Raw genomic sequence first — 13,184 nt, 5'->3', positions numbered from 1 at the left:
CATCAACCCGCAAGGGGTCGGACTACGCCAAGCGTGCCGCCGCTCCGGCTGCGCCTTCGCGGTGATTGCGGCCATCGGCCGAACACATCGGGCGCCTGTCAGCGGGGGAGGGTCCTCCGCTTCAAACAGGAGCCGGATCGATGTCCTTCGCCGACGCACATGCCTTCGCCTTCAGCCTCGCCGCCACTCTCATGGTCACCATCGTCATCTTTCGTGCCGGCGACGGCACTCTCTCGGTCGTGCCGGCGAACGAGTATGACGGCGAGGATACCGCCATCATCGGCGAAATCGACCCGTTCGCCCCATGACGGGGCGGACATCGCACCTAGGCGATGCAAGAACACCGGCGGGTTTCACCCGCGCTTTTCCTTTGCTATGCTGTGCACTGCGCCAGGTGGTGGTGGAAGGCGCGATCGCCAGAGTCATTCTCTCGGAGACACCACCATGATCATCCTCGGCATTCTCCTTTGCGTCGCGGCCATCGGCATGTTGTGCTGGTTGCTCTTCACGCTTGCTTTCGTCGCCCTCCCGTTGTTCGTCGGCGTCAACGCAAGTACATGGGCATTCAACACTGGTGCCGGCTGGCCTGGCGCGCTCCTTGTCGGCATCCTCGCAGCCGGGTTGACGCTCGGCGTCGGCCAAATCCTCCTCGGCGCTATCAGGCCCTTGTGGGCGAAGCTGGCGATCGCGATGGTCTTCGTCGCTCCCGCGATGGTTGCCGGTTACCATGCCACGCATGGCATCGCGAAACACATGATGCCTTCGGAAATCTGGCAGATTGTCTTTTCCGTCATTGGCGCGATCGCGGTCGGCGCCACGGCCTATCTGCGGGTCGCGGGCATGGCCGCCGCCGACCAATCCGGTAGGGACATGGTTCAAGCTTAAACCCGCGCGAACGCGGCGGGTGGACCAGACCGACGAAGGCCTAGCCTCCTTGTCATGGGTGGTGGAGCAATCGGGCTGCATGCCAAGGATCGGGCAATGGCCACGCCGGCGCGGCCTTGTTGGTGGACTTGGACGTTCTGTCGACGCCGCAGGGCAGGCCAACCATTCGGTGGCAGGATGGCAGCGCGACTGGCCGCCGCGTCGTTGGAGGTGCGCGCGGTCCCATGCCTGGACGTGTAGGCGATGCCGGTGAAGCTCGTAGCGATCTGCTGCCGGCGCGTTGGACGCCGACGTCTCCGATGCCAATCTGTCCCAAGAGCGCTCCAAACGGCCTCTTCAATGGGCTGATCTGGCCGAAGGACGGCTGAAGCCTCGACCACCTAAGCCGCAACGGCGCGTCCCGACTTTCTTCCCCTGCCGGCCCCACCCCAAGCGGCAAGCGCATGGGGCCCCGAGCGCCGCCATTCCTCGCGAGACAAGAAAGCCGTTCCTGCGCCGTCCTTCGCGTTGCTCCGGTCGCAAGCGATGCGTCGTCGGTCGCCTCCGGCCAAGCGATCCCCATCGAGGCCGCATGGTGCGGGCTCGGGAACAGAAAATGGAGACTTACAATGGCTACCATCGGCGCCTTCAAGAAGACCACCGCAAACGAGTTCACCGGCGAAATCGTCTGAAGCTCCGTCAACTGAGGGTCTTCCGAGAAGTTTTGCGGGCTGGTTCGACAAGGCGAGCGGCGGCAGCACTCGGGATAAGCCAGCCGGCCGTCAGTCAACATGTGAAGCAACTCGAGGCCACGCTCGGCATCACACTCTTCAAGAGATCAGCCAACCGCATCGTCCCCTTGCAGGAAGCCTGGGAACTCCTGCGGAACGTAGAACTTGCCCTGACATCCCTGGATCGGCTGGGAGCGTCGATCTTCGCGATGAAGAATGATGAAAAGCAGCGGATTGCGATTGCCGCGCCTTCTGTTTTCGGTTTCGTGACCTTGCCCAAGGTCGTGGCGATTATCCACGCAAAGACCGCTTCGAATGTCCAGTCGATTTCAGGAAGCTACGAGCAGATCGGCGAGCACATCCTGGCAGGACGTGCGGAACTTGGAATCTCGAGGTTGCCCCTGGACCCAAGTCTGTTTGAGTGGGCGCCGCTTGGGTCAGCTCGCAACGTATGCATCTTTCATCCCGACCACCGTTTCTCAAAACAGACCTGCATCGAGGCACAAGACCTGGCGGGTGAAACGATCGTCGATATCGATCCCCAGTTCGCCGCCCATCAAATGAACTTCAATGCCATGCGTTTCGCTGGCGTTGAGCCGAACATACTGGTGGAATTCGATTGCAACGGTCACGAAGCCGGATACGTTTCCGCTGGCCTGGGCATTTCAATCACCAATGAGATCATTGCGCGTGAATACGCGGCGTTTCACCTGGGAATAAAGCCAGTGGAACCGTCCGCGCTGTATCACTACGTGGCGATTTGGCAGAAGGGCAGGACCTTCTCCAACGCATTGAATGTATCGCTCGAGGCGATCATCGCTGCGTTTTCCACGGAGCCGCCCGCGACAGGTTCAGAGAGGGATTCCTCAGGAAGCGCCAATTTATTGGTAGTCGGCTAGGCTGCCCTCGCAACTCGGATCGTGTGCGGGGTTTCCGGCTGAGATGCGTATATCAACGCAACATCTTCCAATCCTTGCGACCAGTGACAACATCGCTCAATCCATCCCGGATTCGTCGTTGTCCTCCCAGCAACGGCGGATGTCTGGCAAAGTGGCATTAGACGATTGCTTGCCGCAACTCCGTATTCGGCGATGTCTGTTGAAGCCTCGCCGCGATCACATGAAGTTGCTCCGGCCTCAAATGGGTATAGCGGCGTAGCATCTTCCAATCCTTGTGCCCGGTGACCATCGCGACCTGCTCGATGGAGAAGCCAGCTTCGAACAGGCGGCTTGTGCCTTCGTGACGCAGGTCGTGGAAGTGCAGATCCTCGATCTCAAGTTCATTACAGGCACGTCGGAAGGCGGTTCCGGCCGATTTCCCATTGTAGGGGAAGATGCGTCCCTTTCCCTCAGTGGAAAAACGCTGCTCTTCGAGGATCGCGCGGGCGTCGTAACCACTCACATCGAGGAGCGGGATACGCATGTGATTGCCCTTCTTGTGGCGTGGGTCCTTGCGATCTCGTATCAGCAGGGTGTTGTTGCGGTCGTTGAGGTCCTCCCACGTGGCGTTGCAGATTTCCCCGAGCCGCATGGCGGTCGCGATCGCAAAGCGGATGATCTTGTCGACGGGGATGATCTGGAAGTTGTTTCCTCTGAAGTATCGGATCAGGGCCTCTATCTCGTTAAGCGTCGGTCGCCGATCGCGCTCGTTGCCCTTGCCAACAAGACCCAAGCGGGTGAGGGCGACACGACCAAGTTCCACAGGCTCCGCTGAATAAGGCAGTCCATGCACAGCCGCGCCATGCACCAGCAATGTCCGGATGTATCCGATGTCTATTCCAACGGTGACGGGTCCGGCGCCTTCCTCGGCTCGTTGCTTGCCGAACTTTATGACCTGTTCGCGATTGAGATCCGCGATGTTGAGCCTTCCGAGCCTGGCTCGTAGCAGGTCCAGGCTGAATGCCTTCGAACGCCCGATCACCTTGCCAACTTCCGCCATATCGGCGATATGCACGTCGATCAGGTCGGAGACCGTTTTGATCCCGTCCTTGTGCTTGGGAGCAGGTTTCTGACCAAGGTCGATTTCTCGCTCAATTCTGCGCGCCCACATCTCGGCGTCCTTGCGCAGCGAGAAGCTGGTGCTGAGGTAGTGACCCTTGCAGCGAACCTGCACACGCCACTTGCCGGAAGCCAACTTGTTGATGGATGCCATGGGTGGTCTCTTTTTCGTGCACGCTGTGTGCACAGGGAGGAGTACAAAATGCGAAAACTGACGGATATCGTGTCGTACAAACGGCGAACGTGTGCACGTTTTAAGGCCCTGAAAATACGAGAAAAAGCGTGATAAATCAAGCTCATAGGATTTCCGTTGCGCCTATGATGGATTGGACGGATCGGCATTGCCGCTTCTTCCATCGCCAGCTGACGGCCCGTGCGTTGCTCTACACCGAGATGGTGGTGGCCGATGCGGTCATCCAGGGCGCGCGCGATCGGCTGCTTGGCTTCGATCAGGCGGAACATCCGGTCGCCCTCCAGCTCGGCGGCTCCGACCCCGCGAAACTTGCCGAGGCGGCGCGCATTGGCGAGGCGTTCGGCTATGACGAGATCAATCTCAATGTCGGCTGTCCGTCGGACCGCGTCCAGTCAGGTACGTTCGGCGCCTGTCTGATGAAAGTGCCCGACCTGGTCGCCGACTGCGTCGCGGCCATGAAAGCGACGGTGAAGATCCCCGTCACCGTGAAATGCCGCATCGGCGTCGACGAGCAGGATCCCGAACCGGCGCTCGATGCGCTGGCGAACGGGGTTTTCGAAGCCGGCGCCGACGCGTTGTGGGTGCATGCGCGCAAGGCCTGGCTGGAGGGGTTGAGCCCGAAGGAAAACCGCGACATCCCGCCGCTCGACTACAACAGGGTCTATCGGCTGAAGGCCGGAAAACCGAACAAATTCATTGGCATCAATGGCGGTATTCAGTCGCTTGACGAAGCGCGTGGGCATCTCGACCACGTCGATGGCGCCATGCTTGGCCGCTCCGCCTACCACACACCAGGTATTTTGGCTGGCGTCGATGCCGCGTTCTACGGCACCGAGCCAGCGGCATTCGATTTCGCCGCCTTGATCGATGCGATGGCGGACTATGCGGCGCGCCATATCGAACAGGGCGGGCGGCTTGGCCATGTCACCCGCCACATGGTCGGGCTGTTCCACGGATTGCCCGGCGCGCGCCGCTACCGCCAGATCCTGTCGACCGACGCGACCCGGCCCGGCGCCGGGCCGGATGTGCTGAAGACGGCTTTCGCGGCTGTGGAATTCGGCGGAGCGGCGGAAGCGGCCTGAAGCACCTCAGTCCCGGAGGATCATGCGGTCGCCGCGCACGTCGAAGCCCGACAGCGAGCCGATGAAGTTCATGCCGAGCAGGCTCTGGCTGAGCATGCCGGGTGCCGCCACCATCACCGACATGTCCTTGCGCACGATCCCGCCGATCGCCACCTCGTCGGTCTTGACGGCTGCGGCGCGCGCCATGCCGTTGGCGGTCGAAACCGGTATCGTGTAGTTGAGCACCGCCGGATTGAAGCCAGCGGCTTGCGCGTCCTGCGATGTCAGCACGGTGCTGGTCGCGCCGGTGTCGACCACGGCGCGGACCGGGTTGCCGTTGATCAGGATGCGCGCTTCGAAGTGGCCATTGTCGGCCTTGTCGAGGGTCACGGTGGCGTGGCCGTCTTCGACGCCGAGCGCCAGCGGACTGCCGGGAACGAGGCCCGCGGTCACCCGGCTGGCAACGTCCTGCAGTTCGTAGCGATACTGATAGCCGGCGATCAGCGCGAGCACGATTGCCGCCCAGGCGCCAAGGTTGCGGGCCATGTCGCCCAACGGGCGGCCCGACCGCAGCAGGCCGGCACCGATAAGGGCACCGAAGGCGCCAAGCCAGATCAGCCGGCCGAAATCGTCATTGTCGACGCCGAGCGTACTGCCGGCGGAATCGTTGAGCATGAGCAGGACTGCCCCCATGCCGATCACGGCCATCAGAATCCAGAACAGCCGGCCCATCCGTGCCTCATCAAACCAAAGAGTTAGAGCAGTTCGCCGTTTCCGTGAAATGGTCAACTGCTTTAGAGTGCGTCGCGTTCGCGCGCCATGCGGGTGCGGCGCGTTTCCCGGCGCGGCCGGCGCTCGACCGTTTCCAGCCGGGCCGGCAGTTCGGCCATCACGCTGCGGCGCGTTTCCGGCGTCATCCCCATCCAGGCACCGATTTCCTCGCGCGTGCGGCCGCAGCCGAAGCAGAAGCCGGTCTTCATGTCGATCGAGCAGACCAGGATGCACGGGGATTCGATGGCCGTCATGACTTTCTCTTGAGGTTTCCGCTCGGAATCCCTCGTTCCACCTCCACATGGTGCAACGGCAAAGCCAATGCAAGCCCTCGCGATCACGCCCTCCGCCGCCGTCTTTGCGGCAATCAAGCAAGAAGGACGATCGGGCAAGAAGGGCGGCCGGGCAAGAAGGACGATCGAGAGGTTGTGCCGATCACGCAAGGCAGCTATGCCGCTCACCACCTCCAGGAACGATTGCTCCCGACATGACCAGCGCACTGCCTTTCGACGATTTTCGCAACCTGCTCGCCAACCTGCCGGCAGCCGACATGACAGCCCAGACACGCGTACGCACGCTGTTCGCCAAAGCCGACAAACCGGGGAATTCGCTTGGCCGTATAGAGGACGTCGCCGCGTGGCTTGCGGCCTGGAGCGGCCGGGCTCCGCCTGCGGTGACAAGACCGCTGATGGCGGTCTTTGCCGGCAATCATGGGGTTGTCAGGCACGGCATTTCGCCGCGTCCGGTGGCGGCGACCGCCAATGCGGTCGAGCTTTGCGCGGCCGGCGGTGCCGCGATCAACCAGATCTGCATCGCCAATGACCTCGGGCTGAAAGTGTTCGATCTTGCCCTGCACATCCCGACCGGCGACATCACCGAGGACGCCGCGCTCGACGAGCGCGGCTGCGCGGCCACCATGGCCTTCGGCATGGAAGCGATTGCCGGCGGCACCGATCTGCTTTGCCTCGGCGATCTGGGCGTCGGCAATTCGACCGTCGCCGCCACCCTGCTCGCCGCGCTGTTCGGGGGCAGGGGTGCCGACTGGGTCGGCCCGGGGTCCGGCGCCGATGCGGCGATGCAGGCCCGCAAGGCGGACGTCGTCGATGCGGCGCTGGCCTTTCACGCCGGCCATCTCGAAGACCCGTTGGAGGTGCTGCGCCGGGTCGGCGGCCGCGAGTTCGCGGCGATGGCCGGCGCCATCCTCGCCGCGCGGATGCAGAATATCCCCGTGCTGCTCGACGGCTTTGCCGCGACGGCCGCCGCGGCGGTGCTGCATGCCGCGAACCCTTCGGCAATAGACCATTGTCTTCTTGCCAGCCTGTCGCCGGAGCCGGGCCACGCCCCGGCCGCCGAACGGCTTGGCCTTCGACCGCTGCTCGACTGGGGCATAAGCCACGGCGAAGGGGCAGGGGCCGCACTTGGCGCAGGCCTGGTCAAGGCGGCGGCACTGACCAGCTCGGGCATGGCGGCGGCGGTTCGGGGCTAGACGCTCCGCGCTTCGATGAAATCCGCTATCGCCGCCGTGCCGCCACCGCCGCGGTCGGCAGCGCCGGCAGTTCTTCCATCACCCGGCTCAGCGGGAAGATGGCGATCGCCTCGGTGCCTTCGCGCAACTTGGAATGAAGTTCGAACTCGCCGCCATGCATGGCAAGCAGACCCTGCACGATCGGCAAGCCAAGCCCCGTGCCTTGTTCGGCGCTCTTGATGGCGATAGAGCCTTGGCCGAACGCCGAGAGCACCACCGGGATCTCGTCCTCGGGGATGCCCGGGCCATTGTCCTTGATCGAAATGTATTGTCCACCGCCCGCCGTCCAGCCGACGCGCACGCGGATCTCGCCGCCGGTGGCGGTGAACTTGATGGCGTTGGACAGAAGGTTGAGCGTGATCTGGCGCAAAGCGCGCTCATCGGCGAACAGGCGCGGCAATGTCTGTTCGAAATCCTGGATCACGCGAATATCCTTGTTGCGTGCCTTCAGCTCCATCATGTGGCAGCAATCCTCGACGATGTTGAGCAACATCACCGGCTCTTCATTGAGCTGGTAGCGGCCGGCTTCGATGCGCGACAGGTCGAGGATCTCGTTGATCAGGTCGAGCAGATGCTGGCCGGAATCATGCACGTCATGCGCGTAGTCGCGATAGGTCGGATTGCTCATCGGTCCCAGCACCTCGTTCGCCATCACCTCGGAAAAGCCGAGAATGGCGTTGAGCGGCGTGCGCAATTCATGGCTCATCGAAGCGAGGAAACGCGATTTTGCCAAATTGGCATCCTCGGCCCGCCGCCGCGCCTCGTCCGACATCGATTTCGCCGTCTCCAATTCGGCGATCAGCGCGTCCTTTTCCGAACGGAACGACAACATCATGAGGGATGAATCGTTGAGGTGACGGGCGACATAGGCGAAGAAAGGCAAGGACAAGACCAGCAGTCCGGCCATGATCGCCTCGAGCGGCATCCACAGCTTGGCGCCGGCATAGGCATAAAGCGCCACCGGAACGGCAAAGGTCGCCAACAGTGCCCCGCGCAGGGACGAGGCCATGACCGCCGTTCCTGCCATGGCAAACAACAGCACCACCGCCTTGACCACATGGAACTGATCGACCGCGCAGGCGCCGCAGCCCAGCCAGACGAACCATGCCCAGCCGAGACCGCAAAGGAAATGGCCAACCAGGAATTCCCCGCGCGCTTGCAATGGGTTGAGCTCGGAAGCTTCCGTACGCTCGATCCGACGCGCCATGAAGACGACGATCGTGTAGCAGGTGAGCGTGAACAGCGCCCAGAGCCCAATCTCATTGCCGACACCGGCGAGCCAGCCGGCCGCGGCGATCGCCAGGACGAGCAGCGGGATGACCACGGCGCCGCTTGTCATCGCGCGGGCGTGCAGTTTCAGGAGTTCACGGTCGAAATCGAGACTACCGGCCTGCTGGGAAAGACGGTCGCGCGTCTTGCGCACCGCGCGTGCCACATCGCTGTTGCGATGGGGTTTCCTGCGGTCCACAATGAACTTGTCCGCTGTGTTCGAGCGTTGCAAAGGCATGGAAACTTCAATTTATGCGCGCAGCGATTTCAAGGTGTTAAGCTACGTTCGAATGATTAACCAACCGTTTGCCATATGAGTCGTTCCTGGTCGCCAAGACCGCGCCGGCGATACGCGGCGCCGCGCCCGAGAAGCTTGTGGCGCAAGGTGCTGGACTACGGGCTGGCCGCCATTATCCTGGGGCTGCTGATTTTGCTCGCGGCGCGCCTCGACCGGGTCGAGACGCGCAAGACGCAAGGCGCGGCCATCGTCAATGACGGCGATTCCATCACGCTTGGCACCGAACGCATCCGCATGCGCGGCATCGACGCCCCTGAATACACCCAGACCTGCCGCAGGAACGGCGCCGATTATCCCTGTGGAACGCTCGCGCGCCAGTCGCTGGTACGCCTGATCGCCGGCAGGCCCGTCACCTGCAGCGGCTGGCAGCGTGACCGCTATGGCCGGTTGCTTGGCGATTGCAAGGCCGGGGGCACAGACCTCAATCGCGCCCAGGTCGAAGCCGGCTGGGCCGTTTCCTATGGCGGCTTCGAAAGCGAGGAAGCGGCTGCCCGCGCGGCGAAATCTGGTATCTGGGCGGGCACGTTCGATCAGCCGCAGGACTGGCGTGACAGCCATCACGGCGAGGTCGTCGAACGAAAACACGGTACGCTGGCGTCGATTGGCGACGCCGCTCGGGAGATTTTTCGCTTCTGGTGAAGCGTATCTGTCTGAAGGAAAAGGAGGATCGAATGAAGCTCTTCGACGGTGGCCGGGCGCCCAACCCGCGGCGGGTTCGCGTTTTCCTTGCCGAGAAGGGGATCGCGGTGCCGCTGGTGCCCATCGACATGGGTGCGCTGGAGCACAAGGGCCAGGCGGTACGTTCGCGTAACCCTTTGCAAAGGCTGCCGGTGCTGGAGCTCGATGACGGCACCGTCATCACCGAATCCGTCGCCATCTGCCGCTATTTCGAGGAGTTGCATCCCAAGCCGGCCTTGTTCGGACGCGGTGCGCTCGGCAAGGCGCACGTCGAGATGTGGCAGCGGCGGATGGAGTTCAACCTGCTCAGCAGCGTCACGCAGGCTTTTCGCCACATCCATCCGGCCATGAAGGACTGGGAAATCCCGCAGATCCCCGAATGGGGCGAGGCCAACAAGCCGAAGGCTGTCGAATTTCTCAAACTTCTCGACGGCGAGTTGGCGAACCGGGAATTCGCCGCCGGCGACGATTATTCGATTGCCGATATTACCGGCTTGATCGCCGTCGACTTCATGAAACCGGCACGCATCAAAGTGCCGGAGGAATGCACCAATGTGTTGCGTTGGCATCAGGCGATCTCCAGCCGGCCGAGTGCGGCTGCTTGAGCGTGGAACTCGACAGCTTCGCGGCAGCGGTCCGCGCCTGCCGCATCTGCGTCGAAAATCCCATCGGCAAACCGCTGCCGCATGAGCCGCGGCCGGTGCTGCGGCCATCGTCCAGCGCCCGCATTCTCATTGCCAGCCAGGCGCCGGGAACCAAGGTGCACCTGTCAGGCATGCCGTTCACCGATGCTTCGGGCGACCGCCTGCGCAACTGGCTCGGCGTGACCAGCGACGAATTCTACGACACGGAGAAATTCGCCATCGTGCCGATGGGCTTCTGCTTTCCCGGACAGGACGCCAAGGGCGGCGACCTGCCGCCGAGGCGCGAATGCGCGCCTGCCTGGCGCGCGCCCTTGATGGCCATGATGCCGCGGATAGACCTGGTGCTGACGATCGGCATCTATGCGCAATCCTGGCACATGGGCGCCGCGCGCCGCCCCTCGCTGACGGAAACGGTTAGGGACTGGCGCGCCATCTGGGAGAATTCCGTTGGTGCGAAAGTCTTGCCGCTGCCGCATCCGTCCTGGCGCAATACCGGCTGGTTGAAGCAGAATCCGTGGTTTGAAATGGATTTGCTGCCTTTCCTGCGGTCGGAAATCCGCTATCGCCTCGGCTAGGCATTCAGCAAGAAATCACTCGCTTTTATGCTGTTCGGCAGAATTTCTTTCTTGTGAAAGGCCGAAATAAGAGGGAGTATAGCCAATCTATTCCCCAGGAGCGCTTCAATGGACCGCCTCGACAGAAAAATTCTCCGCCTCCTGCAGGAGGACGCGACGCTCGCGGTCGCCGACGTCGCCAAGAAAGTCGGCCTGTCCACCACACCTTGCTGGCGCCGGATCCAGAAGCTCGAGGAGGAGGGCGTCATCAAGCGGCGCGTCGCCATCCTCGATCATGAGAAGGTCAATGTGCGGGTCACCGTCTTCGTGTCGATCCGCACCAATTCGCACAGTCACGAATGGCTGCGGCGGTTTTCCGAGGTGATCCAGGAATTTCCCGAGGTGGTCGAGTTCTACCGCATGAGCGGTGACGTCGATTATCTCTTGCGCGTCGTGGTGCCCGATATTGCCGCCTATGACGCCTTCTACAAGCGGCTGATCGCCAAGATCGAGATCCGTGACGTGTCGTCGTCCTTCGCCATGGAGCAGATCAAGTACACCACCGAAATCCCGCTCGACTACATGGTGCTGGACAAGGAATCGGGTGCCAACGCGGCCTAAAGCGCGTCGCGCTGAAACGGATTCATGCGACGTGCTTTAGGTCTTTGTTTTCATGCATGTCGTTCTCCCAAAACCGAGCTCACTTTTGGGCGACATGCATTAAGACGAGACGGCTCGCTCAGTTCTTCTTTTTGTTGAGGAAACTCCAGGGCGAATTCACCGGCAAGGTGATGGTGTCCGGCACGGTGTCGATGCCGACCACCTCCGCCTTGCGCACCGTGTATCCGGACTGGATGACGCTGACGCCGTCGAGAATGAACAGCTGGCTCTTCTCCATGTCCGGCCTCAGGGCGCCGGTGACGGCCACCGGCTGGTAGGCTTGCGACATCTTGTATGGATGGGCTGGCGTGACCAGCACGATCTGGTTGGGCGGTGGCGTCGGCATGTGGCTGCACGCACCCGTCCACGGCACCAGCAGAAACTGATAGACGAGGTCGCCGTCGCGATCGACCGGCAATGCATAGCCGGCCAATTCTATGGTCTTGCCCCTCAGATCGAGCGACAGCGTCTCACCGTGATCGGGCAGCTTTGCCGCGATCATCGGCAACCCTGCGTCTTCGGCAACCGCCTGGGTCGCCGGGCGAAGATCCTTCCAGAAGATATGTGAGGTTTCGGCCGAGGCGGAAGTAACCGCGGATGCAAACAGTGCGGCCGCGAGCGCTACGATCGACTTGAGAAGATTGCTCATCGGCCGCTTCCTTTGCGGGCGAGTAAAGACGCCGCCGACGACGACGTCAACGCTCCAACCGCATCACATGTCGGCGAGAACCGGCCATGCCGATCTCGTGGAAGCCGCGAACCGCAAACATGTCGCGAAAGCCCATAAAACGATAACTCGGCGACGCATCCTCCACCGGATAGGCCTCGATGATGTGCGCCCCCTTGGCGAAGGCATGGTCAATGGCTGCGTCGAGCAATGCGGAGGCAAGGCCGCCGCCGCGCAGCGCCCTTGGCACATAAAAGCAGACGATCGACCACACGCCGGTCTCGCTGTCGTCCTGCCGATTTGAAAGCTTGCGGTAGGTTTCGCGGGGCGCAACCGAACACCAGCCGACCGCCTTGCCGCCTATCTCGGCGAGGATGCCGACTGGTGTGCCGGTATCGATGAGCGCCATCATCAGGCGTTTCTTCTCGTCGCTCTGGATGTGTTCGCGACCGGAGTACCGCCATGCCATGCACCAGCAATATTTCGGCGCGCCGGGCTGTTGGAACAAGGTCTCGAAGCTGCCGCGCGTTGCCCGCGTCACCTCGGTGAAACGGATATTGGCGATGTCAAACTTTTCTGGCGGCGAGGCGTTCGAGTGTCTTGGCATCGGATAGTTCCTTCGCGGCGTCCTTGCCGATCCAGCGCGCGGCCTTGTCCGTGGCGGCCGCAAGTTTCCGCGCCACGACAAGGGCAGGGGCATGCAAGGCCGCCGAGCGCTTGCCGATCTGCCGCAACGCCCAGTTGACCGCCTTCCTGACGAAGTTGCGCTCATCGCCGGCATGGGCTTCGATCAAGGGCAGGTAGGACAGGAACGTCGCGTCCGGCTCCTTTTTCAGATGCACGGCCGCCCATGCGAGCATGGCGAAGGCCGTGCGGCGCACGAATTCACGCTCGTCAGCGGCGAACTCCTCGATCAGCTCGCGCCAGAACGGCGTATCGACGAACAGGTCGGAGACAGTGTCGACAATCTCCCAGGAATCGAAGTCGCCGGCCCAGCGGCGGCAATCCTCGATTGTGATCCTCTTCGGCTCGCCGGTGAACGCCGCCATCAGCCGCGCTTCGCGAATGCCGCTGTTCCACAGCGCCAGGGACCGCTCGTGGTTGCGCTTCAGCTTGCGCGCCAGGGGCCGCAAATCCGTGTTGCCGACGCCGAGCGCGGTCGCGGTGTTGATGCCGAACCGGGCCATGCCGGCGCGGTTCTCCTTGGTGCCGATCGAGCGCAGATGCGTGACGATGTCCTGCGCGGTCCAACCTGGAACGGGCAGGGACATC

At 62.5% G+C, this 13,184-nt stretch carries 16 protein-coding genes; 9 read left to right on the top strand and 7 right to left on the bottom strand.

The window, feature by feature from the left end; genetic code table 11:
- Positions 1 to 140 precede the first annotated feature (140 nt).
- The 3 genes from X741_RS1000000170315 (at position 141) to X741_RS156365 (ending at position 2,494) form a co-directional block, all read left to right on the top strand.
- Positions 141 to 308, top strand: a complete 168-nt coding sequence (locus X741_RS1000000170315; protein WP_023777343.1) for a hypothetical protein — start codon at positions 141 to 143, stop codon at positions 306 to 308.
- A gap of 136 nt (positions 309 to 444) precedes the next feature.
- Positions 445 to 885: a hypothetical protein gene (locus X741_RS156360; protein WP_023777342.1), complete on the top strand. Its 441-nt coding sequence runs from the start codon at positions 445 to 447 to the stop codon at positions 883 to 885.
- Positions 886 to 1,480: 595 nt separating this feature from the next.
- Positions 1,481 to 2,494 (top strand): LysR family transcriptional regulator, encoded by a 1,014-nt coding sequence (locus X741_RS156365; RefSeq protein ID WP_245272682.1) that lies wholly within the window; start codon positions 1,481 to 1,483, stop codon positions 2,492 to 2,494.
- A 157-nt stretch (positions 2,495 to 2,651) separates the two neighbouring features.
- Here X741_RS156365 and X741_RS156370 read toward each other — a convergent pair whose 3' ends face one another.
- On the bottom strand, positions 2,652 to 3,746 hold the full coding sequence (locus X741_RS156370; RefSeq protein WP_023777340.1) for a site-specific integrase: 1,095 nt from the start codon (positions 3,744 to 3,746) through the stop codon (positions 2,652 to 2,654).
- 128 nt (positions 3,747 to 3,874) lie between these two features.
- On the opposite strand from X741_RS156370, the gene dusA reads away from it, so the two are divergent.
- Positions 3,875 to 4,867 carry a tRNA dihydrouridine(20/20a) synthase DusA gene (gene dusA, locus X741_RS156375; RefSeq protein WP_031249942.1) on the top strand — a complete coding sequence of 331 codons (993 nt, stop codon included), beginning with the start codon at positions 3,875 to 3,877 and terminating at the stop codon, positions 4,865 to 4,867.
- 6 nt (positions 4,868 to 4,873) lie between these two features.
- Here dusA and X741_RS156380 read toward each other — a convergent pair whose 3' ends face one another.
- Positions 4,874 to 5,578 (bottom strand): TIGR02281 family clan AA aspartic protease, encoded by a 705-nt coding sequence (locus tag X741_RS156380; protein WP_023777338.1) that lies wholly within the window; start codon positions 5,576 to 5,578, stop codon positions 4,874 to 4,876.
- 62 nt (positions 5,579 to 5,640) lie between these two features.
- Positions 5,641 to 5,871 carry a DUF1289 domain-containing protein gene (locus X741_RS156385; RefSeq protein ID WP_013895544.1) on the bottom strand — a complete coding sequence of 77 codons (231 nt, stop codon included), beginning with the start codon at positions 5,869 to 5,871 and terminating at the stop codon, positions 5,641 to 5,643.
- Between the two features lie 233 nt (positions 5,872 to 6,104).
- Here X741_RS156385 and X741_RS156390 point away from each other — a divergent pair, with 233 nt between their 5' ends.
- Positions 6,105 to 7,103, top strand: a complete 999-nt coding sequence (locus X741_RS156390; protein ID WP_023777337.1) for a nicotinate-nucleotide--dimethylbenzimidazole phosphoribosyltransferase — start codon at positions 6,105 to 6,107, stop codon at positions 7,101 to 7,103.
- A gap of 25 nt (positions 7,104 to 7,128) precedes the next feature.
- Here X741_RS156390 and X741_RS156395 read toward each other — a convergent pair whose 3' ends face one another.
- A complete protein-coding gene (locus X741_RS156395; protein ID WP_023777336.1) occupies positions 7,129 to 8,649 on the bottom strand; it encodes a HAMP domain-containing sensor histidine kinase in 1,521 nt (506 codons plus the stop codon).
- A 75-nt stretch (positions 8,650 to 8,724) separates the two neighbouring features.
- Between X741_RS156395 and X741_RS156400 the strand changes: the two genes are divergently transcribed.
- The 4 genes from X741_RS156400 to X741_RS156415 all read left to right on the top strand — a co-directional run bounded on the left by X741_RS156400 (position 8,725) and on the right by X741_RS156415 (position 11,206).
- Positions 8,725 to 9,348, top strand: a complete 624-nt coding sequence (locus tag X741_RS156400) for a thermonuclease family protein (protein ID WP_023777335.1) — start codon at positions 8,725 to 8,727, stop codon at positions 9,346 to 9,348.
- 32 nt (positions 9,349 to 9,380) lie between these two features.
- Positions 9,381 to 9,992, top strand: a complete 612-nt coding sequence (locus tag X741_RS156405) for a glutathione S-transferase (RefSeq protein WP_023777334.1) — start codon at positions 9,381 to 9,383, stop codon at positions 9,990 to 9,992.
- Positions 9,932 to 10,606 (top strand): uracil-DNA glycosylase family protein, encoded by a 675-nt coding sequence (locus X741_RS156410; RefSeq protein WP_032927720.1) that lies wholly within the window; start codon positions 9,932 to 9,934, stop codon positions 10,604 to 10,606. Before X741_RS156405 ends, X741_RS156410 begins: the two co-directional genes overlap by 61 nt.
- A 108-nt stretch (positions 10,607 to 10,714) precedes the next feature.
- Entirely contained in the window at positions 10,715 to 11,206 is a 492-nt protein-coding gene (locus tag X741_RS156415) for an Lrp/AsnC family transcriptional regulator (protein ID WP_006205209.1), read from the top strand.
- Between the two features lie 118 nt (positions 11,207 to 11,324).
- Here the strand turns inward: X741_RS156415 and X741_RS156420 are convergent, their stop codons facing one another.
- From X741_RS156420 to X741_RS156430, 3 genes are read right to left on the bottom strand one after another with little or no spacing between them, the layout of a single operon-like run.
- Positions 11,325 to 11,894, bottom strand: a complete 570-nt coding sequence (locus X741_RS156420; protein ID WP_023777332.1) for a DUF3299 domain-containing protein — start codon at positions 11,892 to 11,894, stop codon at positions 11,325 to 11,327.
- A 46-nt stretch (positions 11,895 to 11,940) separates the two neighbouring features.
- Complete coding sequence (locus tag X741_RS156425) at positions 11,941 to 12,519, bottom strand: GNAT family N-acetyltransferase (RefSeq protein ID WP_023777331.1); 579 nt, start codon at positions 12,517 to 12,519, stop codon at positions 11,941 to 11,943.
- Entirely contained in the window at positions 12,479 to 13,183 is a 705-nt protein-coding gene (locus X741_RS156430) for a DNA alkylation repair protein (protein WP_023777330.1), read from the bottom strand. The genes X741_RS156425 and X741_RS156430 overlap by 41 nt, the downstream gene beginning before the upstream one ends.
- Between the last annotated feature and the right edge of the window lies 1 nt (position 13,184).

The sequence above is a fragment of the Mesorhizobium sp. LNHC221B00 genome (assembly GCF_000502935.1).
In the GTDB taxonomy this organism is placed as follows: Bacteria; Pseudomonadota; Alphaproteobacteria; order Rhizobiales; family Rhizobiaceae; genus Mesorhizobium; species Mesorhizobium opportunistum.
The sequence above is the reverse complement of the archived record's forward strand: the minus strand, read 5'-3'. Positions and strand labels throughout refer to the sequence as shown.

Coding starts and splice junctions, on each gene's coding strand:
- X741_RS1000000170315 (WP_023777343.1), top strand. CDS start 141: ATGTCCTTCGCCGACGCACATGCCTTCGCCTTCAGCCTCGCCGCCACT.
- X741_RS156360 (WP_023777342.1), top strand. CDS start 445: ATGATCATCCTCGGCATTCTCCTTTGCGTCGCGGCCATCGGCATGTTG.
- X741_RS156365 (WP_245272682.1), top strand. CDS start 1,481: ATGGAGACTTACAATGGCTACCATCGGCGCCTTCAAGAAGACCACCGC.
- X741_RS156370 (WP_023777340.1), bottom strand. CDS start 3,746: ATGGCATCCATCAACAAGTTGGCTTCCGGCAAGTGGCGTGTGCAGGTT.
- X741_RS156380 (WP_023777338.1), bottom strand. CDS start 5,578: ATGGGCCGGCTGTTCTGGATTCTGATGGCCGTGATCGGCATGGGGGCA.
- X741_RS156385 (WP_013895544.1), bottom strand. CDS start 5,871: ATGACGGCCATCGAATCCCCGTGCATCCTGGTCTGCTCGATCGACATG.
- X741_RS156390 (WP_023777337.1), top strand. CDS start 6,105: ATGACCAGCGCACTGCCTTTCGACGATTTTCGCAACCTGCTCGCCAAC.
- X741_RS156395 (WP_023777336.1), bottom strand. CDS start 8,649: ATGCCTTTGCAACGCTCGAACACAGCGGACAAGTTCATTGTGGACCGC.
- X741_RS156400 (WP_023777335.1), top strand. CDS start 8,725: ATGAGTCGTTCCTGGTCGCCAAGACCGCGCCGGCGATACGCGGCGCCG.
- X741_RS156405 (WP_023777334.1), top strand. CDS start 9,381: ATGAAGCTCTTCGACGGTGGCCGGGCGCCCAACCCGCGGCGGGTTCGC.
- X741_RS156410 (WP_032927720.1), top strand. CDS start 9,932: ATGCACCAATGTGTTGCGTTGGCATCAGGCGATCTCCAGCCGGCCGAG.
- X741_RS156415 (WP_006205209.1), top strand. CDS start 10,715: ATGGACCGCCTCGACAGAAAAATTCTCCGCCTCCTGCAGGAGGACGCG.
- X741_RS156420 (WP_023777332.1), bottom strand. CDS start 11,894: ATGAGCAATCTTCTCAAGTCGATCGTAGCGCTCGCGGCCGCACTGTTT.
- X741_RS156425 (WP_023777331.1), bottom strand. CDS start 12,519: ATGCCAAGACACTCGAACGCCTCGCCGCCAGAAAAGTTTGACATCGCC.
- X741_RS156430 (WP_023777330.1), bottom strand. CDS start 13,183: ATGTCCCTGCCCGTTCCAGGTTGGACCGCGCAGGACATCGTCACGCAT.